The organism is Ruminococcus sp. (genome assembly GCF_045129435.1).
Classification (GTDB): domain Bacteria; phylum Bacillota; class Clostridia; order Oscillospirales; family Acutalibacteraceae; genus Ruminococcoides.
The window spans coordinates 1-22,183 of the sequence record NZ_JBGVJL010000054.1; the positions used below are offsets into that span (position 1 = coordinate 1).

General features: G+C 40.6%; 20 protein-coding genes. 11 read left to right on the plus strand and 9 right to left on the minus strand.

Annotated features, from left to right (window positions below; translation table 11 throughout):
* Window positions 1-230 precede the first annotated feature (230 nt).
* The 3 genes from ACJMMI_RS02655 to ACJMMI_RS02665 all read right to left on the minus strand — a co-directional run bounded on the left by ACJMMI_RS02655 (window position 231) and on the right by ACJMMI_RS02665 (window position 5,190).
* Window positions 231-1,436 carry an aspartate kinase gene (locus ACJMMI_RS02655; RefSeq protein WP_405353240.1) on the minus strand — a complete coding sequence of 402 codons (1,206 nt, stop codon included), beginning with the start codon at window positions 1,434-1,436 and terminating at the stop codon, window positions 231-233.
* A gap of 21 nt (window positions 1,437-1,457) precedes the next feature.
* Entirely contained in the window at window positions 1,458-2,687 is a 1,230-nt protein-coding gene (locus ACJMMI_RS02660) for a homoserine dehydrogenase (RefSeq protein ID WP_405353241.1), read from the minus strand.
* A 94-nt stretch (window positions 2,688-2,781) separates the two neighbouring features.
* A complete protein-coding gene (locus tag ACJMMI_RS02665) occupies window positions 2,782-5,190 on the minus strand; it encodes a transglycosylase domain-containing protein (protein ID WP_405353243.1) in 2,409 nt (802 codons plus the stop codon).
* A 286-nt stretch (window positions 5,191-5,476) separates the two neighbouring features.
* Here ACJMMI_RS02665 and ACJMMI_RS02670 point away from each other — a divergent pair, with 286 nt between their 5' ends.
* From ACJMMI_RS02670 to ACJMMI_RS02715, 10 genes are all read left to right on the plus strand, one after another.
* Window positions 5,477-5,797 carry a hypothetical protein gene (locus ACJMMI_RS02670; protein WP_405353245.1) on the plus strand — a complete coding sequence of 107 codons (321 nt, stop codon included), beginning with the start codon at window positions 5,477-5,479 and terminating at the stop codon, window positions 5,795-5,797.
* A gap of 233 nt (window positions 5,798-6,030) precedes the next feature.
* Window positions 6,031-6,981: an enoyl-[acyl-carrier-protein] reductase FabK gene (fabK, locus tag ACJMMI_RS02675; protein ID WP_405353246.1), complete on the plus strand. Its 951-nt coding sequence runs from the start codon at window positions 6,031-6,033 to the stop codon at window positions 6,979-6,981.
* Window positions 6,969-7,871: an ACP S-malonyltransferase gene (gene fabD / locus ACJMMI_RS02680; protein ID WP_405353248.1), complete on the plus strand. Its 903-nt coding sequence runs from the start codon at window positions 6,969-6,971 to the stop codon at window positions 7,869-7,871. Before fabK ends, fabD begins: the two co-directional genes overlap by 13 nt.
* Window positions 7,872-7,884: 13 nt before the next feature.
* Window positions 7,885-8,628, plus strand: a complete 744-nt coding sequence (gene fabG / locus ACJMMI_RS02685) for a 3-oxoacyl-[acyl-carrier-protein] reductase (protein ID WP_405353250.1) — start codon at window positions 7,885-7,887, stop codon at window positions 8,626-8,628.
* 15 nt (window positions 8,629-8,643) lie between these two features.
* The gene (fabF, locus tag ACJMMI_RS02690; RefSeq protein WP_405353252.1) at window positions 8,644-9,870 is read left to right on the plus strand and encodes a beta-ketoacyl-ACP synthase II; all 1,227 of its coding nucleotides are present in this window, start codon (window positions 8,644-8,646) and stop codon (window positions 9,868-9,870) included.
* An 18-nt stretch (window positions 9,871-9,888) separates the two neighbouring features.
* Window positions 9,889-10,341, plus strand: a complete 453-nt coding sequence (gene accB / locus ACJMMI_RS02695) for an acetyl-CoA carboxylase biotin carboxyl carrier protein (protein WP_405353254.1) — start codon at window positions 9,889-9,891, stop codon at window positions 10,339-10,341.
* 12 nt (window positions 10,342-10,353) lie between these two features.
* Window positions 10,354-10,773 carry a 3-hydroxyacyl-ACP dehydratase FabZ family protein gene (locus tag ACJMMI_RS02700; protein WP_405353256.1) on the plus strand — a complete coding sequence of 140 codons (420 nt, stop codon included), beginning with the start codon at window positions 10,354-10,356 and terminating at the stop codon, window positions 10,771-10,773.
* Window positions 10,774-10,805: 32 nt separating this feature from the next.
* Window positions 10,806-12,164: an acetyl-CoA carboxylase biotin carboxylase subunit gene (gene accC, locus ACJMMI_RS02705; RefSeq protein ID WP_405353258.1), complete on the plus strand. Its 1,359-nt coding sequence runs from the start codon at window positions 10,806-10,808 to the stop codon at window positions 12,162-12,164.
* 6 nt (window positions 12,165-12,170) lie between these two features.
* Window positions 12,171-13,034 (plus strand): acetyl-CoA carboxylase, carboxyltransferase subunit beta, encoded by an 864-nt coding sequence (gene accD, locus ACJMMI_RS02710; RefSeq protein WP_405353260.1) that lies wholly within the window; start codon window positions 12,171-12,173, stop codon window positions 13,032-13,034.
* On the plus strand, window positions 13,034-13,816 hold the full coding sequence (locus ACJMMI_RS02715; protein WP_405353262.1) for an acetyl-CoA carboxylase carboxyltransferase subunit alpha: 783 nt from the start codon (window positions 13,034-13,036) through the stop codon (window positions 13,814-13,816). Before accD ends, ACJMMI_RS02715 begins: the two co-directional genes overlap by 1 nt.
* Before the next feature lie 522 nt (window positions 13,817-14,338).
* Here the strand turns inward: ACJMMI_RS02715 and ACJMMI_RS02720 are convergent.
* From ACJMMI_RS02720 to ACJMMI_RS02745, 6 genes are all read right to left on the minus strand, one after another.
* Entirely contained in the window at window positions 14,339-14,767 is a 429-nt protein-coding gene (locus ACJMMI_RS02720; RefSeq protein WP_405353264.1) for an RNHCP domain-containing protein, read from the minus strand.
* A gap of 221 nt (window positions 14,768-14,988) precedes the next feature.
* Complete coding sequence (locus ACJMMI_RS02725; protein WP_405353266.1) at window positions 14,989-15,666, minus strand: phage head-tail adapter protein; 678 nt, start codon at window positions 15,664-15,666, stop codon at window positions 14,989-14,991.
* Window positions 15,611-16,180 carry a GNAT family N-acetyltransferase gene (locus ACJMMI_RS02730; RefSeq protein ID WP_405353268.1) on the minus strand — a complete coding sequence of 190 codons (570 nt, stop codon included), beginning with the start codon at window positions 16,178-16,180 and terminating at the stop codon, window positions 15,611-15,613. The genes ACJMMI_RS02725 and ACJMMI_RS02730 overlap by 56 nt, the downstream gene beginning before the upstream one ends.
* Before the next feature lie 89 nt (window positions 16,181-16,269).
* Window positions 16,270-17,625, minus strand: a complete 1,356-nt coding sequence (locus tag ACJMMI_RS02735; protein ID WP_405353271.1) for an MATE family efflux transporter — start codon at window positions 17,623-17,625, stop codon at window positions 16,270-16,272.
* A 257-nt stretch (window positions 17,626-17,882) separates the two neighbouring features.
* Window positions 17,883-18,614 (minus strand): hypothetical protein, encoded by a 732-nt coding sequence (locus ACJMMI_RS02740; protein WP_405353274.1) that lies wholly within the window; start codon window positions 18,612-18,614, stop codon window positions 17,883-17,885.
* A gap of 283 nt (window positions 18,615-18,897) precedes the next feature.
* Window positions 18,898-19,920, minus strand: a complete 1,023-nt coding sequence (locus ACJMMI_RS02745; RefSeq protein WP_405353277.1) for an acyltransferase family protein — start codon at window positions 19,918-19,920, stop codon at window positions 18,898-18,900.
* A gap of 506 nt (window positions 19,921-20,426) precedes the next feature.
* Between ACJMMI_RS02745 and ACJMMI_RS02750 the strand changes: the two genes are divergently transcribed.
* Window positions 20,427-22,172 carry an AMP-binding protein gene (locus ACJMMI_RS02750; protein WP_405353280.1) on the plus strand — a complete coding sequence of 582 codons (1,746 nt, stop codon included), beginning with the start codon at window positions 20,427-20,429 and terminating at the stop codon, window positions 22,170-22,172.
* Window positions 22,173-22,183 lie beyond the last annotated feature (11 nt).

Here is a 22,183-nt window from a genome sequence, read left to right on the forward strand (position 1 = left end):
TGTAGAGCATATTTGTTCCTCCGTTTCTGGTTTCTAAGCAATTCTATTTTAACGGATTTTAGACAAATATGCTCTACTTTTTTTAAAATTATTTTTGTAGGCTCTATTTGTTACCCCAACATTTATTATAGAGCCATTTTAAAATACCAACTAATATAACTATTAATGTAATGAACAAAACAAAAGCTCCTCTTAGTTGAGGAGCTTTTAAATATGCAATTAAGTTTTGATTAATCAAAGAACTTAGCGTGGATAGCTTTAACAGCCTTATCAGCATCGTTCTCATCAATAAGAACAGAAACCTTGATTTCGCTTGTGCTGATCATCTGAATGTTTACCTGAGCATCATAAAGAGCCTCGAACATCTTTGTAGCAACACCGGCATGGCTTTCCATACCTGCACCAACGATAGAAATTTTAGCTACACTCTCGTCAACGAGGATTTCTGTACCGTCAAAGTTCTCAATGTAATCTTTGAGAGCCTCAGCAGCCTCAGCACCTCTTGACTTAGGAACTGTAAAGCTGATGTCCTTCTTGCCATCGTGACCGATAGACTGAAGAATAATATCTACATTAATATCCTTAGCTGAAAGCTTTGAAAAGATTTTAAAAGCAAGGCCAGGCTCATTTGGAATACCTGTTACAGAAATTCTTGCAACATCTGTATCTTTAGCAACGCCACTAATTAACATTTTTTCCATTTTAGTTTTCTCCTTTACTATTGTACCCGATGCTCTTGTCATACTTGAGAGGACTTCAAGCTCGATGTTATATTTTTTAGCCATTTCAACTGAACGATTGTTGAGAACCTGTGCACCAAGTGTAGCAAGCTCAAGCATTTCATCATAAGAAATCTCTTTAAGCTTTCTTGCGTTTTCAACCTTTCTTGGGTCAGCTGTGTAAACACCCTCAACATCAGTGTAAATCTGACAAAGGTCAGCGTGCATAGCTGCTGCAATAGCAACGGCACTTGTGTCTGAACCGCCTCTGCCGAGTGTTGTGATGTCATCTGTCTTAGCAAGACCCTGGAAACCTGCAACAACAACTATTCTCTTTTTGTCAAGCTCATGACGAATACGGCTTGGATCAACCTTTTTGATTCGAGCACTTGTGTGAATACTGGTTGTTTCAAAGCCTGCCTGCCAGCCAAGAAGTGATACAGCAGGGTAACCGAGCTTTTCAATTGCCATTGCAAGAAGTGAAATTGAAATCTGTTCACCGGCTGCAAGAAGCATATCTTTTTCTCTTTTTGAACCCTTTGGATTAATTTCTTCGGCTTTTGCGATAAGGTCGTCTGTGGTGTCGCCCTGTGCTGAAACAACAACTACTACATCGTTGCCCTTAGCGTAGGTATCTGTAACGATTTTAGCCACATTCATTACTCGCTCAGCATTTGCTACGGAGCTGCCGCCGAATTTCTGAACTATCAAACTCATGTCCTTTTACTCCTCTTTCAATTATAAATCACCTATGCGGATTTTTGAAATAACCTTAGCACCCTTGCTTTCGAGCACTGCGATTTTCTCCATAATTTCCTTATAGGGTAATTGTGCAGTTACAAAGGCAATCTCACCCTCAGTGCTGTCTGCCTTTTCAATTTTATCTACACAGCCAAATACCTCCTGAGCTGTTTCAATAGTTGTGTTAGCTCTGATGTACATAGCTGATACAGATTCTTCGTAAGGAAGAATGTTGTCGCCGTTGCCGTCTGTCCAGAACAGGAACTTTCTTGTCTTTAAGTGCTTGCAGCAGTCAACAACATCGGCTACAACCGCACTTGCTGTAGGAAGTTTGCCTGCACCCTTGCCGTAGAATACTACATCGCCTGTGCAGTCGCCTCTTACCATAATGCCGTTGAACTCGTAGTCAATGTTAGCGAGCTGGCTCTTGTTTGGTACAAACATAGGAGCAACAATAATATCAATCTTGCCATCGTCAAGGCGTTTAACCCTGCCGATAAGCTTAATAACGCAGTTGTAAGCCTCAGCATACTTTACATCTTCAAGAGTAATTTCTGTGATACCCTCTGTATGTACTGAGTCAGGATATACATGCTTGCCAAAAGCAAGGGAAGCAAGGATACAGATTTTACGGCAGGCATCGTGACCTTCAATGTCAGCAGCAGGATTTCTCTCAGCAAAACCGAGTTCCTGAGCAAGCTTGAGGGCGTCGTCAAACTGCATACCGTCTTCAATCATTTTTGTAAGAATGAAGTTAGTTGTGCCGTTTAAAATACCGGCAATTTCATCAACAATATTTGCTACAAGACACTGGCTGATTGGTCTGATAATCGGAATACCGCCGCCAACTGATGCCTCAAATAAGAAGTTTACATTTTCATCTTTTGCGATTTGTAAAAGCTCTGCACCGTGAGCTGCAACTAACTCTTTGTTTGATGTTACAACGCTCTTGCCGGATTTAAGGCACTTCTTTACAAAGTCATAAGCAGGGTTAAGACCGCCCATAACCTCAACAACAACTCTAACCTCACGGTCGTTTAAAATGTCGTTAAAGTCCTTAGTAAATCTGTCAGCCAAAGGGCTGTCCGGAAACTCACGCAAGTCAAGAATATGCTTTACATAAATCTCCTCTCCGATGCTTGCAAAAAGCTTCTGTTTGTGTGTTGTAAGAATTTCGGCTACGCCTGAGCCTACAACACCATGACCCATTATTGCTACTGAAATCATATGCTTAATCCTTTCCTTTCAGTTTGGAATTAATAACTCCCTTATATATTCTGATGAAGAACTGCCGTTAAGACAGTTCTTCAAGATAACTTATTTATGCTGCCGGAGCAGAAACATCTCCGCCGCCGCTTTCCTCAGGCTTTGGTTCATCACCGCCACCCTGACTTTCGGCAGAAGATGTGTCACCGCCACCTTGACTCTCGGCAGAAGAAGTATCACCGCCCTGGCTTTCGGCAGATGAAGTATCTCCGCCGCCTGAGTGACTTTCTTCACCTGAGTATGAGCTGTCTGAATAGTCAGATGATGAATCGTAATTATAATCATAATCATCGGAATCGCTTGAGTCGTAGTAACCGTCCCAGCCACCGTTAGAAGGCATATTGTCCTCTGTGTAGTAGCCAACATATTTGCCGGATACATTTTCAGTTGAAACAATAAGGCCTGAATATGGGCTGTACTGTGCCTCAATGAGGTTAGAAGGGAACTTAAAGTCCTTATGCTCCATACCGCTTAAGTAAGAGCTCATAACCTTATTGAATGTGTTGGTTGCTACAGTTGTATTTGAAATTGTGTGCGGACTGTCAAAGCCGGTCCAAATTGCAAGTGTTGCATACGGTGACATACCGCAGAACCATGAGTCCTTGTCGGCATCGGTAGTACCGGTTTTGCCTATAATATCCCAGCCGCTGATTCTTGCAGAACCTGCGTTTGTGTTTACTGAGTTGGTAACATTGTAGTGAAGAAGTCTGTTCATAATAGCGGCTGTGGTAGGTGAGTAAGCCTGCTTTGGAACAGCGTTTCTGTTGTCGATAATAATGTTGTCCTCTGAGTCTGTGATGTAGTAGTAGGTGTAAGGGTTGTAGTAAAGACCGCCGTTGCCCATATAGCTGTAGGCTGCTGCCATTTCACGAACAGTTACACCGCCTGTAAGACCACCGATTGAAAGACCGCCGGAGTTGTAAGCGTCCTGCTCATCAAGGTGACTAAATCCCATTTTTGTAACTACCTGCTCATATGCAACGCTTGGGCCGCCAATCATCTTCATAGCCTGTGCGGCTGTACCGTTTGAAGAAATTTCGATAGCGTCCGGAAGAAGCATTGTGCCCTTGTAGCCTGAGTACCAGTTTTTAGGACCTGATACAAGCTCGCCATACTCATTGGTTTCGTACTTTTCAAGTGGTGCGTCCTCAATCTGTGATGAGAAGTAAAGCATCTTGTTGTCGATTGCGTATGGATAAACTACAACAGGCTTAATTGAAGAACCCGGCTGGAGAGATGACATTGTTGCTCTGTCCCAGCTTAAAGCCTCAGTTTTTTTGTTTGAGCTGCCGACAGTAGCAATTACTCTGCCGTCAAAGCCCATAAGTGTCATAGCTATCTGTAAATCAGGGTCGCTGCTCTTGTCAATGCTCTGAGCTGCATTTTCAATCATTTCCTGTGCTCTTACATCCATTGCACAGTAGATTTTAAGACCCTCTGTATAAAGCTTGTCAGAAGCTGCGTCCTCGCTGATGTTGTAGTACTGAGCAAGGTCTTTCTGAGCGTCATAGAAAAGCTCGTCAATGTACCAGTTCTGAATGTAGCCGTCATCGTTCTCGTCATCATCACTATGGTCGCTTGTGTAGCCGACAAAAGTCATATCGGCAGACTCCTTCATAGCTGCGTCATATTCGTCCTTAGTGATTTTGCCCTGATCGTACATTTCGTTGATAATAATTTCTCGTCTGATTTTGTTGTTTTCAGGATAAGTAAGAGGATTCCATTTTGACGGATTCTGAGTAATGCCTGCAATAGCGGCACACTCAGCAATAGAGCAGTCCTCAATGCTCTTGTCAAAGTAAAGCTGAGCAGCCGACTCAACGCCCTGACAGTTGTTGCCGAAGTTTACTACATTGAGGTAAGCCTCAAGAATTTCGTCCTTAGTATATTCGTTTTCAAGTTTCAACGCTTTGCAGATTTCACGCATTTTTCTTGTAAGAGAAACTTCGTTGTCATCTGTAACATTCTTAATGAGCTGCTGAGTGATTGTTGAACCGCCGTATGAGTCTGTGCCGGAAGCAAGGCTTACTACAGCAGAAAGAGTTCTTGTCCAGTCAACGCCGTGGTGGTCAAAGAAACGCTTGTCCTCAATCGCAACAACAGCATCTTTCATAGCCTGCGGAATTTTCTGGTTGTCAACCCAAATTCTGTTCTCTGTGCTGTACAAGGTCTGATACTGTTCAAACTTGCCGTCTGAGTTCTGCACCATAATAAAGCTTGTTTGGTTAAGCGACTTTGCCCTGAGGTCAATGCCTGTAGGTTCGGAAGCAAGGCTTGCAATGTATATTCCAAGCGAAATCATTGCAATAAGACCTGCCACAACGCATACCGAAAATACGGTAAATATCAGCTTGCCAAGTGCTTTGAAAAACCTTTTTACAGGGTTTACCTTTGTAACAGTAGGATTAATCTCCGGTTGAATATCTTTATACTGACTGATGTCTGTTTCACGCTTATTACGCATAATTTCTCCTTCTTTGACAAAAAACAAAGTTTATCTCAAAAATTTATCTGAAAACAAAAAATACTAGTTAATGTTTATTATACCACCTGAGAATAAAAAAATAAATATGAAAAGCCAAATTTTTCTTAAAAAATAAGCCTTTTTATGAGGAAAATTTTATATAATATAATGTAATATATGTATAATAATACAAATAAGAGGAAAAATAGAGTTGAAAGCGAATAAATTCAGGCTGAAATTTGCTTGCTTTCGGAACATAAATCACATAAGTAAAGGGAGTTATATTGTGAAAAAGCTTATTTGTATAACAGGAATTATTTTAATAGCTTGTGCTGTAACAGGCAATATATTCGCACCGAACGCAGACGCTTCTGCTCAGACTGTTCAGCAGAGCAGTGTCGGGGACAAGCAGGAGGAAGAGGTTTATGTGCTTAAAATAGAGGACGGCTACCTGAATGTGTACTGCAAGGAAAGTGGTAAAATTTACCTGCATACGGGTACAATGTCGCAGAATTTGCCAAAAAGTGATGTAATGCGTCTTGAAAAAGGTGTTGAAATCAAGGGTAAGGAGTCGCTGAGAAGAGCAGTAGAAGACTATTGCAGTTAGGAAAAAATAAAAGTTATTAATAAACGATGTGGATTGCCAATAAAAATAGAAAAAATTTAGCTTGCTTGTTGATGTAAACTACACTATTTTAAATTATGTCTATTGACAATTTATGTAATTTGCGGTAGTATTTAAACAATAGTGTAAAACTGAAATTATGAACAAATGTTGTTCTGCGTAATGCCCCAAAAATACAAAGCATACGCAGAAATACAAAGAAGGAGAATGTACATATGATTTCTACCGTTATTGATAAATCACTCGGCCTTGAATTTCCTATTTTTCAGGGCGGTATGGCTTGGGTAGCAGACGCTTCTCTTGCAGCAGGTGTTTCAAATGCCGGCGGACTTGGTCTTATTGCCGCAATGAATTCAAACGGCGAGCAGCTTCGTGCTGAAATCAAGAAGTGCAAAGAGCTTACAGATAAGCCTTTCGGTGTAAATATTATGCTTATGAGTCCTTTTGTTGAAGAAGCCGTTGATGTTGTTATTGAAGAGGGCATCAAGGTTATTACAACAGGTGCGGGCAACCCGGGTAAATATATGAAAAAATGGCTTGACGCAGGTATTAAGGTTATTCCGGTTGTTCCAAGCGTTGCACTTGCAAGAAAGATGGAAAAATTAGGTGCGTTTGCGGTAATTGCAGAGGGTGGCGAGTCCGGTGGTCATGTTGGCGACCTCACAACAATGGCTCTTGTTCCTCAGGTAGTTGACGCGGTAAATATTCCTGTAATTGCAGCAGGCGGTATTGCAGACGGCAGACAGATTGCAGCCACATTTATGCTTGGTGCGGTAGGCGTCCAGGTTGGTACAAGATTTTTGGTTGCCACAGAATGTACAATCGCACAGGAATACAAGGATAAAATCATCAAGGCAAAGGATATTGATACAGTTGTAACAGGCAAAAGACTCGGTCACCCTGTTCGTGCTATCCGCAATTCCTTTACTCGTGAATATACAAAGGCAGAGTACAACTCATCTGAAGTAAGCGATGAAGAGCTTGAGAAGATGGGCGTTGGCAAATTAAGACTTGCTGTAAGAGAGGGCGATGTTTCGCACGGTACAGTTCTTGCAGGTCAGGTTGCCGCAATGGTAAAAAAAGAACAGCCTGCAAGAGAAATCATTACAGAAATGTTTACTCAGGCTGAAGAAGTATTGAATGGAGCTACAAAATGGGTAAAATAGCATTTGTTTTTTCAGGTCAGGGAGCACAGTACAGCGGAATGGGCAAGGAGCTTTACAACGCTTCTGCTGCCACCAAAAGTGTTTATGATATGGCAGACGGCATTCGCAAGGGTACATCGGCTCAGTGCTTTGAGGGTACAACCGAAGAACTTTGCAAGACTGTAAACACACAGCCTTGCGTATTTACAGCCGACCTTGCCGCAGCAAGATTCTTAGAAGAAAAGGGTATTAAACCCGACTGCGTTGCAGGTTTTTCACTCGGCGAAATTGCAGCACTTGCTTTTTCCGGTATTCTTTCAGATGAAGAAGCTTTTAAGCTTGTTTGCAGAAGAGGCGAGCTTATGGACAAAGCAGCAACCGAAAATCCGGGTGCAATGGCTGCCGTTATGAAGATTACTCCTGAAAAGGTTGAAGAGGTTTGCAAGGGCTTTGACAAGACATACCCTGTAAACTACAATTCACCTGCACAGACAGTAGTTGCCACAACAAGCGAAAATGCCGAGGCTTTCTGCGAGGCTGTAAAGGCAGCAGGCGGCAGAGCAAAATTACTTGCGGTAAGCGGTGCTTTCCACTCACCTTTTATGGCAGATGCAGCAAAGGGACTTGCAGAGTATATGCAGAATGTTCAGTTTGCCGAGCCACAGGTTACAATTTATTCAGATTACACAGCAAAGCCATACGAGGGCGACTACAAGGAGCTTGTAAGAGCACAGGTAGAAAATCCGGTAAGATGGCAGACTATTGTAGAAAATATGATTAAAGACGGAGTTGACACATTTATTGAAATCGGTGTCGGCAAAACTCTTACAGGACTCATCAAGAGAATTGATGACAGCGTTAAGGCTTTCAAGGTAGAAACACCTGCTGATTTTGAAGCACTTGACCTTTAATTTGGAGGATATTATGAATTTTGAAAACAAAACAGCCGTAATCACAGGCGGCTCAAGAGGTATTGGTCTTGCTATTGCTAAAAAGCTTGCAAGTCAGGGTGCAAACATTGCTATTCTTTATGTTGGCGATGAGAGCGAGGGTATCAAAGCTAAAGAGGCTCTGGCAGAGTACAACACAAAGGTAGAGCAGTATTTCTGCGATGTTTCTGATTTTAACGCATCTAAAGAGGTTGTTGACAAGGTAATCGAGGACTTCGGCGGTATTGACATCCTTGTAAACAATGCAGGTATTACTCGTGACAAGCTCGTTCTCAATATGGACGAAAAGGACTTTGACGCAGTAATCGGTGTAAACCTCAAGGGTACTTTCAATATGATTAAGCACACCTACAAGCACTTTATGAAGAAGCGTTACGGCAGAATTGTAAGCACTTCTTCTGTTGTAGGTATTATGGGTAATGCAGGTCAGGCAAACTATTCAGCTTCTAAGGCAGGTATTATCGGTATGACAAAGTCAGTTGCCAAGGAGCTTGCAGGCAGAGGTGTTACAGTTAACGCCGTTGCTCCGGGTTACATTGGCACAGATATGACAAATGCACTTTCAGACAAGGTAAAGGACGCTATGAAGGCTCAGATTCCTGCAAAGCGTATCGGTACACCTGAAGATGTTGCAAATGTAGTGGCTTTCCTCTGCTCAGATGACGCTGCCTATGTTACAGGCGAGGTTATCAAGGTTGACGGCGGTCTTGCAATGTAATTTTGGAGGTGCTTTATGAGAAGAGTAGTAGTAACAGGTTTGGGTGCAATCACCCCGGTTGGCAACGATGTTGAAACAATGTGGGCAAATATGCTTGCAGGTGTAAACGGCGTTGAAAAAATCACAGCTTTTGATACTTCTGACCTCAAGGTTCATCTTGCAGGTACTGTAAAGAATTTTGAGCCGGAAAAATACATTGAGAAAAGAGAGCTTAGAAAGCTCGACATTTATTGCCAGTACGCTATTGCAGCGGCTCAGCAGGCAGTTGACGACAGCGGTATTCTCGGCAACATTGATGAGGAACGCTTTGGCGTATATATCGGTGCAGGTATCGGTGGACTTCACTCATTTGTAAACAATGTAACTGCACTTAACGAGGGCGGTCCAAGAAAGGTTTCTCCTTTCTTTATCCCAATGATGATCGGTAACATTGCTACAGGTAATGTTGCTATCCGCTTTAATGCAAAGGGTGTTTCACTTTCGGTTATGAGTGCTTGTGCTACAGGTACAAACTCAATCGGTGAGGCATTCCACGCAATTAAAGACGGCTATGCAGACGCAATTATTGCAGGCGGTACAGAGGCAGTTGTTGCTCCTCTTACAATCGCAGGCTTCCAGAATATGAAGGCACTTTCTACAAATGAAGACCCTGACACAGCATCACGCCCGTTTGATAAGAATCGTGACGGCTTTGTTATGGGCGAGGGTGCAGGTATGCTCATTCTTGAGGAATACGAGCACGCAAAGGCAAGAGGTGCTAAGATTTACGCTGAGTTTTCAGGCTACGGCAACACTTGTGACGCTCACCATGTTACAGCTCCTGACCCTGAGGGTGCAGGCCTTGCAAGAGCAATCAAAATTGCAATGGCTGAGGCTCAGGTTGCCGATGATGATCAGATTTATATTAATGCTCACGGCACATCAACCCACTTAAACGACCTTACCGAAACTATGGCTATCAAGTCAGCTCTCGGCGAAAAGGCTTACGATGCAAATATCAGCTCAACAAAGTCAATGACAGGTCATATGCTCGGTGCTACAGGTGCAGTTGAGGCTATCGCATCTGTTCTTGCTATTCACGACGGTATGATTCCGCCGACAATCCATTTAAACGAGCAGGACGAAGAGCTTGACCTTAACTACACACCAAACAAGGCTGTTAAGCGTGATGTAACTGTTGCGGCGTCAACAAACCTTGGCTTTGGCGGTCATGACGCTTGCGTAGTATTTAAGAAAATCTAATTTGGAAGGGCTGTACTTATGTATTCTAAAAACGATGTTAAAGAATTTATTGAAATGCTCGAAAATTCATCACTTTCTGTGCTTGAAATAAAAAACGGTGACGGCTCTGCTATCCGTCTTGAAAAGGCTGTTTCTGCCTCTCCAGCTGTTGTAATGCAGGCAAATGCTCCTGCTGCAGCACCTGCTCCTGCTGTGGCTGCTCCACAGGCTGCCGAGCAGGCACCGGCCAAAAACGAGGGCAAAACAATTAATTCTCCTATTGTCGGTGTGTTTTATGCTGCACCGTCACCTGAAAGCAATCCTTATGTTACCGTTGGACAGAAGATTGCAAAGGGCGACACAATCTGCATAGTTGAGGCTATGAAGTGTATGAACGAAATCCAGTCAGAGCTTGACGGCGAGGTTGTTGAGGTTCTTGCAAAGGACGGCGACCTTGTTGAGTACGGTCAGCCTCTGTTCAGAGTTAAATAATAAGGAGATACAATGAATCAGGAAGAAATCAAACAGATATTACCTCATCGTGACAATATGCTGCTCGTAGAAGAAGCTGAGAAGATTGACGATGTTACCTCTAAGGGCAAATACACAATCAAGGGCGATGAGTTCTTTTTACAGGGACATTTTCCGGGTAATCCGGTAGTTCCGGGTGTTATCCTCTGCGAAATGATGGGTCAGTCAGCTTGCTGCTTGCTTGCAGACAAGGCTAAGGGCTGCACACCTTTCTTTACAAAGATGAACAATGTAAAGTTTAAAAATCAGGTAAAACCGGGCGACACACTTGAAAGTGTATGTACTCTTACAAAGAGCAGAGGCGTGTTTTACTTTATAGATGCAAAGGGTTATGTTGACGGTAAGCTTTGCGTAAGTGCCGAGCTTTCATTCGCACTTATCGAAAATAAATAATTTATTGCAAATTTTCTTTTGGAAGTGATAAAATGTTTTCAAAAATACTTATAGCCAACCGAGGAGAAATTGCAGTAAGAATTATTCGTGCTTGCCGAGAGATGGGTATCAGTACGGTTGCAATCTATTCCGAGGCTGATAAAAACTCAATGCATGTTCAGCTTGCAGATGAAAGCTATTGCATTGGCGGCAGCAGAGTTGCGGACAGCTATCTTAATATGCCTGCAATACTTACAGTTGCCATTGAAAGCGGTGCTCAGGCTATTCACCCAGGCTATGGTTTGCTCTCAGAGAATGCAAAGTTTGTTTCCCTTTGTGAGCAATGCAACATAAACTTTATCGGCCCTACTTCTGAGATGATTAAGCTTCTCGGCGATAAGGACAACGCAAGAAAGACAATGCGTGCTGCCGGTGTGCCTGTTACACCCGGCTGCGATATTATAGAAGATCCCGCAAAGGCGAGAGAAGAGGCAGAGAAAATCGGTTTTCCTCTGCTTATTAAGGCTCGTTCCGGCGGCGGTGGCAAGGGTATACGCAGAGTTGACTGCATAGAGCAGTTTGACGAGGCTTTTGCAGCGGCATCTTCAGAGGCTCAGTCTGCCTTTGGTGACGGTGCTTGCTATATGGAAAAATTCATTCACCCTGTAAAGCACATTGAAATGCAGCTTTTAAGTGACAAATACGGCAATACTGTTTGTCTTGGTGAAAGAGAATGTTCTGTTCAGCGAAAGAATCAGAAGATGATTGAGGAAAGCCCAAGCCCTGCCCTTGACGAAAGAACCCGTAAGGAAATGATGAAGGCTGCAGTAAAGGCTGCCAAGGCTGTAAACTACACTAATGCAGGTACAGTAGAATTTTTGCTCGATATGGACAATAATTTCTATTTTATGGAGATGAACACCCGTCTTCAGGTTGAGCATGGTGTTACCGAAATGGTAACGGGTCTTGACATTGTGCAGTGGCAGATAAGAATTGCCGCAGGTGCAAAGCTTACTTTGACTCAAGATAGAATTTTTACACATGGAAATGTAATTGAGTGCCGCATTAATGCCGAAAATCCGGAACAGAATTTCAGACCGAGCTGTGGCAGAATTACCCGTTTACATATTCCGGGCGGATCGTTTGTGCGATTTGATACAGCAATCTTTCAGGATTATTTTATTCCGCCTTACTATGATTCAATGATAGGCAAGCTTATTGTTCAGGCAAGAAGCCGAGAGCTTGCAATAAGAAAAATGAAAACAGCTCTTTCTGAGCTTACTATTGATGGCGTTGACATCAACCGTGACGTGCTCGCCGAGATTTTGTCGGACGAGCAGTTCGTCAGCGGAGAATATACTACTGACTTTATGCTTGAATTTGAGAAAAAGCATAAGGACGGAAAGAAGTAATAGGCTATGGATTTATTTGCTTTTGTAAAACCGAAAAATGAGCTTGAAAATCAGCCTGAGGAGCAGACAAATGTACCGTTTGTTCCTGAGGAAATGTGGACAAAATGTCCTAAGTGCGGCACTATGCTGCTTACAACAGATATGGAGGAGAACTTTCGTGTCTGCACAAAATGCGGTCATAACTTTAGAATGAACGCAAAACAGCGTGTTGCTCTCCTTGCAGATGAGGGCAGCTTTTGCGAGCATGACGCTGATATGGCAAGCAAAAATATTCTCGATTTTCCGGGCTATGACCAAAAGCTTGAGAAAGCAAGAGCCACAGGCTCTAAGGAATCTGTAATGTGCGGTGAATGTAAAATCGGCGGCGTAGATACAATGCTCTGCGTAATGGATTCCGATTTTATGATGGGCAGTATGGGCACAGTTACAGGCGAGAAAATCACCCGTGCGTTTGAATGCGCTACAGAAAAGTCACTCCCTGTTATTGTCTGCACAGTTTCGGGCGGTGCTCGTATGCAGGAGGGTATCCTCTCTCTTATGCAGATGGCTAAAACCTCCGGTGCGGTAAAACGCCACAGCGATAGCGGACTTTTGTATATTACTGTACTTACAGACCCAACCACAGGTGGTGTTACTGCGTCCTTTGCTATGGAGGGCGATATTATTCTTGCCGAACCCGACACACTCGTTGCGTTTGCAGGCCCAAGAGTAATTGAGCAGACACTTCGCCAGAAATTACCTAAGGATTTCCAGACATCAGAGTTTGTTATGCAGAAAGGCTTTGTTGACGCTGTTGTAAATAGAAACAAGCTTAAAGCAACACTTGTAAAATTGCTTAAAATGCACGGTTACGGGGAGGTGTCGGAATAATGTCCGCATATGATAAGGTAATGGCTGCCAGAGATGCCAACAAGCTGACAACTGTTGATTATATAAACCATATGTTTGGCGACAGCTTTTTTGAACTTCACGGTGACAGAAGATTTGCCGATGATAAGGCAGTTGTGGCAGGACTTGCTATGCTCCACGATATGCCGGTGACTGTAATCGGAATTGAAAAAGGCAGAAATACAAAGGAGCGTATGGAGCGTAACTTTGGACAGGCTCATCCCGAGGGTTACAGAAAAGCTTTAAGACTTATGAAGCAGGCAGAAAAATTCCGCCGTCCTGTTTTGTGCTTTGTTGATACCAGTGGTGCTTATCCGGGCATCGGTGCAGAGGAAAGAGGACAGGGACAGGCTATTGCCGAAAACCTTATGGAGATGATGACCCTCAAAACACCTGTACTCACCATTGTTGTGGGTGAAGGCGGAAGCGGCGGTGCACTTGCACTTGCTGTAGCTGATGAGGTGTGGATGATGGAAAATTCCGTTTATTCTGCAATTTCTCCTGAAGGCTGTGCGTCTATCCTTTGGAAAGACAGCACAAAAGCTCCACAGGCAGCCGAGGCACTCAAGCTTACTGCACAGGATTTGTTTGACCTGCATGTAATTGAGCGTATTATCAGAGAACCGAGAGCCGAGGATGCAGCTATGTTTGAAAGCTTAAAGCTTTTGATTCAGCGTACTTTTGAAAAAAATCTTGCTCTTTCTGACGAAGAACTTACTAACGCTCGTTATGAAAGATTCAGAAAAATCGGTACAAATTTATAAATTTATTAACCGTCTGCTTTGCAGGCGGTTTTTTGCATAGTTACAGATTAAAACAGAGTTTTGACAAGTAATTATAAAAGTTTGGTCAACCTTTTCAAAGGTTGTGGGTGTGGGCAAAGCCCACAAATATTTTCCGTTTACGCAATCTAACGATAGCCAAACAGCTTGCTGTTTGGCGGCTTGAACACAATGGCGAAAGCTTTATAATTGCGATAACAACAAGAAAACCATTCATTATATAATGAAAAACTTAATTATTTCTTTTATAAAAGGCTACCGCCTGTTTTAACAAACTTAGTCTTAGCACGCAAACAGCTATGCTGTTTGTGCCTGATAAATTGTTATGTTGAAAGATTTTATGGGCTCTGCCCATACCCGCAAGCCTTTAAAAAGGCTTGACATAAATTTTTTGTTATTTATCCGAAACTTTCTGCTAAACCATAATTTCCCAAACTATTGGCATAGAAGATATAAGACTCCTCACCGAAAGGCAAGGAGTCCTATTGTTTTGCAATCAGATTATTACCACTTTAACTCGCCGTCACCGCCCATAAGCTTAGTCATTTCCTCAATTTTTTCGAGAGGAAAGGGTGGAGCTGATACAGGCTTCATTGCAATGGACATAAGCTTCATAGGATTGTCGTCAGCGGCAATTCTGTTTGAACTTAACGCACCGCATATCTTACAGCGGTGAATGATTGCCCATTCGCCGTTTTTGCGTACCCATACTGCAACAGGCTCCATTGTGCCTCCGCAGTCAGCCATTCTGTCGCCCGGCTCAATGTCAAGGTGTTGGCTCGATAAGCAATAGGGGCAATGGTTGCGATGGTCGCTTCCTGCACCGTTTGGTACAACAAGTCTTCCGCATACCTTGCAAGTAAAACTTTCATTGCAAGCGTGTGATTTATAATAACCTTTTTTATATGACTTTTTCTTATTTTCTCTATTCATAGAGCATAATCCTCCAAAAAGTAAAATCAAAAACCTTTTGGGAGGTTTGTGGGTAAAAGTAGCAAACCTCCCGATTATGCTACTATTACTATTGCGTTAGTTTTAGTCAAACACTAATCTCCTTCAGAAAAATATTTATGAAAAAGCAAAAAGCTTAGTCAACTTTTTATTGATTTGATTATAACATACTGTGCATTAATTTGCAATATTTTGGATAAAATTTATGAAAAATTACGGTTCTGATTTTTGCATAGCCTATCCGCAATCCTTATTGACGCTTCAATGTGCATTATAAGGTGTCTTGAAAAAGGCATTTGAATCAGACCTTTTATATTTTTACTGCACCAGTAGTCAATCAGCCAGACAGCATTTTCGTCATAACTCACGCAACGGCAGTCAATTACTCTTTGTCTTGCTTTTGGAGATATTTTGATTTTTAAATCGGCAAAGCTCAAGGTTTTTAACAGCTTTTCGGTTGTGGCCTTAACTGCTTTTGCGTATTCATACAAAGCGTCAATGTTAAGCTGTTGTGAAAATTCTTTAATCTCATCTGTGACAAGCTCATTGCCGGTAGTGATTATTGGCGAGTGAATTTTTGTTTGCCAATCACCGCTGAAAAGCACTTGCCTATCAGCGGTAATTATCGTATGAGCCACAATATCTTCAATTCTTGCTATGTGCCAGATTGAATATGCTATTGTTTTGTTGTGGTAACCTTTGGCATTAGCAAAGGGCATTTCTGAAAATTGTTCATTGCTAAGAGTCGCTTTTAATTCTGACAATGACTTAAAAAGTGAGTTTCTAAGCTCAAGCAAGGTCACAATTCCGCTTTCAAAAGTATCTTTATGCTTTAGTTGCTCCTGCATTTGTTTGTTTAATTCTGACCATTCTTTGTTCATAATTTTCCCACTCATCTCTCGTAATTGCATATACAACTGTGGTTTCGTTTTCTTCGTCTGTGTATTCATCAACTTTTGTACATCCGTATGAAACAGCAGTAGCAACAGAAGCAGTATTAGACTTTTTCATATAAGAATAAATAGTATTAAACGGTGTGTTTGTAAATGCCCAATCTCTTACTGCAAGGCTTGCTTCTTTTGCAAAGCCTTTGTGCTGCATATCTTTTCTTAAATGATAGCCGATTTCAGGCTTTATCTGATTATTAATCATTTGCATTGTAAGTCCGCAGTCGCCAATCATTTCACCTGTGTTTTTCAGGCAGACAGCCCACAGACCAAAGCCAAAAATATTGTAACGCTCAATGCTCCTGTTTATCCAGTTTTGTACTCTGCTTTCATCAAAAGTGTAGGGGTAGTGCTGCATAATGTCAGAATCCGCCAACACCTTATATAAAGCGTTAAAATCTTTATTAGTTAGCTCACGAAGAAAGAGCCTTTCAGTTTCAATTTTCATAGTATCACCATTTATAATTTTATAGCAATGAAAAATTTCTGTCAATAAAAAAGTAAAAGGGAACTTCTCAGTGAAAAGTTCCCTTGTTTTTATGCGAGTGCTTTCTTTGAAAAGCCTTTCATTTTTACATAATAAACTACGAGCATTAAAAGCATACTTGCAGTCCAAGCGGCAGGGCCTGCCACGCATATTGACGCATATCCGATAAGCGAGCTTAAAATAATCGGTGTGCATATTCTCATCAGCACTTCAATTAATGAGCCAATCATCGGGATAATGCCGTTCTTTAGTCCCTGAATTGTACCACGATAAATAAACAGCATACCAAGCGACCATTCAAACGGGCAGTTCCAGAATATGAACTGTACGGCATAATCTATTGTTTGCTGAGAGCTGCCACTTGTAAATATGCCTGTAATCTGAGTGGCAAAGAGCATTGACAATGTACCTACAATTATTGAATATACAATGCATAGGATAAGGCAGTAATTTACGCCTTTTTTGATTCTGTCATACTTGCCGGCACCCTCGTTTTGTCCTGCAAAGGTAGCAATTACCGTACTCATTGAGTTCATAGGATTTTGTATTAGTAACTGCACTCTGTTGCCAATGGTGTAAGCGGCAACGGCATATGAACCAAACTGATTTACGAAATACTGTAAAACCATCATTCCGATTGAGATAACCGAGTTTTGCAGGCCCATTGGGCAGCCAACTTTAAGCTCGTCAAAAATCATTTTTCTTATGTCCCTAAAGCTTTCTTTTGTTGGCAAGAGAAGCTTTACCTTAAAACAGATGTAAACACAGCAGAGCACAGCGGATATAAGCTGAGAAATTACAGTTGCGATTGCCGCACCTGCCACATCCCATTTGAATACAATTATGAAAAGCAGGTCAAGTCCGACATTGAGAACCGATGAAAACAGTAAAAGATAAAGCGGAGTTTTGCTGTCGCCCACAGACCTCAGCAGAGAGGCGGTGAGGTTGTAAAGCATTGTTGCCGGTATTCCCAGATAAATGATTGTAAGGTATCTGCTTGCGTAGTCAAAGGTTTCTTTGGTTGTGCCAAGCATAGTAAGAAACGGATTAACCAGAAATACAAATGCAACAGTCAGTACCAATGAGCCAACAACGCCAATCAAAATGTGTGTGGCAACACTCTTTTTAACCTGATGTATATTGCCTGCACCAAAGTGCTGAGAGGTGATTACCGAACAGCCTGCTGACAGACCGATAAAAAAGCCGAGAGCAAAAAAGTTAAGTGAGCTTGTAGAGCCTACCGCCGCAAGCTTTATTTCACCAAGCGTTTGTCCGACTATGAGGGTGTCAACAACATTGTATAATTCCTGCAGCAGATTTCCGATAATTACCGGAATTGCAAAAAATAAAATCTGACTGAATATTTTACCCTGTGTCAGATTTCGTACAGACTTTGAATTAGCCATATATATTCACACTTCTTTGTTAAAAATTATTGCATAAAATAAATTTAAACTACAATATCCTTAATTTCGTATGAATTATAGCACAACAGAGTAAAAAAGTAAATTGCTAATTTTTCGAAAATATAGCGTATTTTTAGCGACAAAAACTTTGCAAAATGCACATAGAATTTAGCTTCTAAAAACAGCAATCATAATATTTTTATTTGCAATGAAAAAATATTGTTTTCGCTGATTTTTGAGCTTTAAAAAAGTTTAAATCAGAAGTTTCTTAAATATTCAGTTAACTCTTTTTCTGAAAAGCTGTACAAATCTTCGTCTTCCACTTCGGTAATTTCGCAGTCATTGCAATCATAGTCAAGACTGTAAAGCAAAGCCTCTTTTGTTAGGGCTGATTGTTCGCTGTCACTCAGACAGAGCAATTCAACGATAAAGTTCTCCTTTGAAAAGTTGTTAAATTTTAAATCCTCGTTGTCCAAAATATAGTCTATTGCTTGTTCTATAAGCTCATCACTGCCAAACCTGAAAATAACAGGAAGCCATTCCATTTCACTTTCGTAAGGAAGAGCACTCAAATAGTTAGAAAAGGTTTCTTCATCAAAAAGCTTTGCAATAGCATCTGCCTGCTTTACTCGATTAAAATTTTTAAAAACAGAATCATAGTACTTAGGATAGTACTTAGGATATACCTCATACTCCACAGCTCCGAAAAACTGACTTGCATATGTGTATAAAACTGTACTGAGAAGCTCGTCGCTTACAAATGTATTTGATTTTCTCCATAATATATTTGTTTCGGGCAATGTTAGTATTGAATCTAAATCTACACCCTCGTAAGGGTCAATGCCTTTAAATTTCATTGAAACAAATTCACCGATTTCCATTTCACTGTTGCCAAAAACATTTTCTTTAAGCTCGGTATATATTATATCGGCAATATCAAAATATTCATATTCCTCATAAAATCCTGAATGTCCTAAACAAGTAAGCATAAATAAATCTCCTTAAAAAATATTCAACTTTCTGCATTTGCCGGCACAGCAGATTTTGTTGTGCTATAAGAATACAGCAAAAAAATTTTTTGCACAATGTAATCTCAGCTTTAATTTTTTTAATGTTAAAAGTTTGTGTAATGGGTAAAATTGACTATATATAGGTAGTTGTATGTTTGTGTAATGGGTAGAGAGTTTTGTGCAAACATAGAAAGCAATGGTATGTTTTTGTAAGAAAAAATCCCATTACCACTGTTTTAATTGGTAATGGGACAAAGCTTAGCTATATATGAAGATGTTTAAGTGCAGGGAAGGTTTTCTTTAGCTTGCACCATAGCAGTATTAAACCCGAGCAAGCCAAAATGTCAACTATTGTCATTATCCACCAGCAATAGCTGATGTTTTGTAATATCGAAATAATGCTCCAAATGCGGTTTGAATAACTATTTATAGCATAATTTAATGCCATAATTATTATAGTGTTCTTGCCTAAAAAGGCCAAGAATGTAAAACCGTATGCGTATTTATAGCAGATGTAAAGAATGACAAGTGACACAGTAATTGAGCCTAAGTAGGTGAGAAAAGCATTGTTAAGAGAGTTGTTGCAAAGGTCAACCCTTGGGTTTGTAATAATGCAGACTGTGCCTGTTGCTATCATTGAAGCAATAAAAGTAAAGCTGTGGTTTATGTTTTTGAGAAAGCCGGATTTTCTAACCTTGTAGCCTATGAACATAAAGCTTATACCGACTAATGCCACATTTATATGCCAAGGAAGCTGAATTTCTACTGACAGAAACAGGATGTAGTCAAATATCACGCAAACTGCACAAACTATTGTCTGAATTAGCGGACGCTTGATTTTTTGCAGAAAGTAAAATCCAATACTGCATAAAAACATACAGGGCAAAAACCACAGCGGTGTGCAGTTCGGCATTTTATCAATAGCACCCCAGGAGTAGAATATCCATTGCAGATGGTTTAATGTTGAGTCAACCAGATCTTGTCCGCTTATACCCTTGAACTGCTCGATAGGTATGTTTATCAAGAGATTAAAAAATGCCAATATAAAGTATGGCATAATGTATGCCTTAAATCTTGATACAAAAAGCTTTTTAAAGCCAAGATTTGACCATTTTTCTCTGTTGTAAAGAAAACCTGAGAGTATGAAGAAGAACGGCATATGAAACCCGAAAATAGCCTTTACAAGCGGATCGGGTGCGTTTGAGTGACCTATCAACATTAATATAATGACAAACCCTCTTGAAACATCAATGTATGATAGTCGCTCGGTATTCGATTTTTCCAAATTAATCCCCACTCATCTAAAATTTTGAGTAATTCCAATTTTTCCAAATTCTATTATAAGCCGTTTTTATTATTTTGCAATATTACGATAAACTCAAAATTTTGCCAATATTTTTTATTTTTTGTAAACTTTATAAAAATAATTTGTATTGTGATTTTTGAAACCATAATGAAATAATGCTTTTACTTTAATTTTATTAAAAATACACAAATATTGCTTTAATTTATATTTCGACAGTTAAGTGTTGGTTTTGCAAAAGCGATGAAGTATAATTCAAAGGCAAAATTTAATGAGTAGTTTTTAGTTATAACAAATTAGTATTAAAACAACCGTTTGTGTCGAATTATATACAATTCGTGCAATTTGCTTGAAATTTCAAATGATGATGAAATATAATAACAATAAAATATTAGAATAATTTATTTGTTTATTAAAAACACGCACGATTTAATGTTTTGTTGTGATATTAGACTTGATTTATGTGTATCAGAAAGGATGATGCTTTTATGAATATCACCTCTATCAAACGAAAACCGTCAGTTGAAAAACCGTGGTTAAAGCTGTATCCAAATGGTATTCCCGACATTTCACTCATTGACTGCTCGCTTAACTGCTTTTTAAAGCGTAGCAATGAGGGGCATATGGAGGACATTGCACTTGAGTATTTTGGAAATACCGTTACCTTTGCACAATTTTTTAACAATATCAATCAAACAGCAGATGCCTGCATTAAGCTTGGTGTGAAAAAGGGTGATATTGTTACCATCTGTTCGGTGATGACACCTGAAATAGTCTATATTTTTTATGCACTCGACCTCATTGGTGCTACACCTAATATGGTTGATCCTCGAACAAGCTCCAAAGGAATACACCATTACATAGAAGAAGTTAATTCTGAAATAGTATGTACATTAGATGTTGCATATCCAAAGATTAAAAAAGCAGTTAAAGGTACAGATGTAAATAAGGTTATTGTGGTTTCGCCGTCCGATTCACTTAAAGGTATTGCAAAGATTTTGTATAAATTCAGCACACCGGATAAGAACGAATATGAAAGCAATATAATCAGGTGGTGCGACTTTTTTGCAATGGGTGATAAAGCAAAAAGTTTTGATGATAATGAGAATTACAATCACGATTCACCTGCAATTATTTTGCATACCGGCGGTACAACAGGAACACCAAAGTGTGTAATGCTGAGTGCAAGGTCGCTTAATGCTCTGGCTGTGCAGTACGGAATTAACGGTTTTGAACGAAATCAAAAATTTCTTGATGTAATGCCACCATTCATTGCTTATGGCTTTGCTTGCGGAGTACACACTCCGCTTTCGCAGGGTGTAAGGTCCATTCTTGTGCCAAATGTCGAAAATGATAAGCTTGCTTCACTTATTCTCAAACATAAGCCAAACCATATGGCGGGTGTTCCTTTGCATTATCAGACTATTATCAAGTCACCAAAACTTGCAAATGCTGATTTATCATTTTTACTCACCTCGGGTGTAGGAGGTGACTCTATGAGCGTTGGCGTTGAAAATGAGGTCAACGAGTTTTTGAAAGCACATGGCTGTAAATATCCGGTTTGTAAGGGCTATGGTATGACAGAGGTATCGTCCACCGCTACAACCTGTATGGGGAATAATAACAAGGTTGGAAGTGTGGGCTTTCCGCTTTGCTTTACAACGGTTTCAATTTTTAAGCCGAATACAAATGAGGAGCTTTCATATAATCAGGAGGGTGAAATCTGCATAACTGGGCCTAATACCATGCTCGGCTATTATGGAAAACCGGCGGAAACCGCTAATATTATGAAAATTCATAGTGACGGCAGGGTGTGGATTCATACAGGTGACATCGGCAGTATGGACGAGGACGGGTATCTGTTTTTAAAATCGAGAATCAAGCGAGTAATTATTCGCCATGACGGTTTCAAGGTATATTCAACCTCGATTGAAGATGTAGTCAGTACACACAATGATGTTGAGTTTTGCTCTGTGGTTGCAGTTAAGGACAGAGAGCATTTGCAGGGTAATTTACCGTTCCTCTTTGTTGTGTGGAAAAATGATATGACAAACAGCGTTGAAAATGCCGAAACTGAGCTTGAAGAACTATGTAAAAATGAGCTTGCAGAATACACATTGCCGGTTGGCTACAAAACGGTTGAAAGCTTGCCTTACACGGGAATTGGCAAGATTGATTATAAAAAGCTTGAAAAACAGGCAGAAGAAATTATGAGCAACAGGGTTTGCGTTTAATCTTTTTGCTT

What these genes read in the sequence shown, in the direction of transcription:
- ACJMMI_RS02700 (WP_405353256.1), top strand. Translation starts at nt 10,354, where the DNA reads ATGAATCAGGAAGAAATCAAACAGATATTACCTCATCGTGACAATATG.
- ACJMMI_RS02740 (WP_405353274.1), bottom strand. Translation starts at nt 18,614, where the DNA reads ATGCTTACTTGTTTAGGACATTCAGGATTTTATGAGGAATATGAATAT.
- accC (WP_405353258.1), top strand. Translation starts at nt 10,806, where the DNA reads ATGTTTTCAAAAATACTTATAGCCAACCGAGGAGAAATTGCAGTAAGA.
- ACJMMI_RS02725 (WP_405353266.1), bottom strand. Translation starts at nt 15,666, where the DNA reads ATGAACAAAGAATGGTCAGAATTAAACAAACAAATGCAGGAGCAACTA.
- ACJMMI_RS02660 (WP_405353241.1), bottom strand. Translation starts at nt 2,687, where the DNA reads ATGATTTCAGTAGCAATAATGGGTCATGGTGTTGTAGGCTCAGGCGTA.
- ACJMMI_RS02750 (WP_405353280.1), top strand. Translation starts at nt 20,427, where the DNA reads ATGAATATCACCTCTATCAAACGAAAACCGTCAGTTGAAAAACCGTGG.
- ACJMMI_RS02655 (WP_405353240.1), bottom strand. Translation starts at nt 1,436, where the DNA reads ATGAGTTTGATAGTTCAGAAATTCGGCGGCAGCTCCGTAGCAAATGCT.
- ACJMMI_RS02720 (WP_405353264.1), bottom strand. Translation starts at nt 14,767, where the DNA reads ATGAATAGAGAAAATAAGAAAAAGTCATATAAAAAAGGTTATTATAAA.
- accB (WP_405353254.1), top strand. Translation starts at nt 9,889, where the DNA reads ATGTATTCTAAAAACGATGTTAAAGAATTTATTGAAATGCTCGAAAAT.
- fabK (WP_405353246.1), top strand. Translation starts at nt 6,031, where the DNA reads ATGATTTCTACCGTTATTGATAAATCACTCGGCCTTGAATTTCCTATT.
- fabG (WP_405353250.1), top strand. Translation starts at nt 7,885, where the DNA reads ATGAATTTTGAAAACAAAACAGCCGTAATCACAGGCGGCTCAAGAGGT.
- ACJMMI_RS02715 (WP_405353262.1), top strand. Translation starts at nt 13,034, where the DNA reads ATGTCCGCATATGATAAGGTAATGGCTGCCAGAGATGCCAACAAGCTG.
- ACJMMI_RS02735 (WP_405353271.1), bottom strand. Translation starts at nt 17,625, where the DNA reads ATGGCTAATTCAAAGTCTGTACGAAATCTGACACAGGGTAAAATATTC.
- accD (WP_405353260.1), top strand. Translation starts at nt 12,171, where the DNA reads ATGGATTTATTTGCTTTTGTAAAACCGAAAAATGAGCTTGAAAATCAG.
- ACJMMI_RS02730 (WP_405353268.1), bottom strand. Translation starts at nt 16,180, where the DNA reads ATGAAAATTGAAACTGAAAGGCTCTTTCTTCGTGAGCTAACTAATAAA.
- fabD (WP_405353248.1), top strand. Translation starts at nt 6,969, where the DNA reads ATGGGTAAAATAGCATTTGTTTTTTCAGGTCAGGGAGCACAGTACAGC.
- ACJMMI_RS02665 (WP_405353243.1), bottom strand. Translation starts at nt 5,190, where the DNA reads ATGCGTAATAAGCGTGAAACAGACATCAGTCAGTATAAAGATATTCAA.
- fabF (WP_405353252.1), top strand. Translation starts at nt 8,644, where the DNA reads ATGAGAAGAGTAGTAGTAACAGGTTTGGGTGCAATCACCCCGGTTGGC.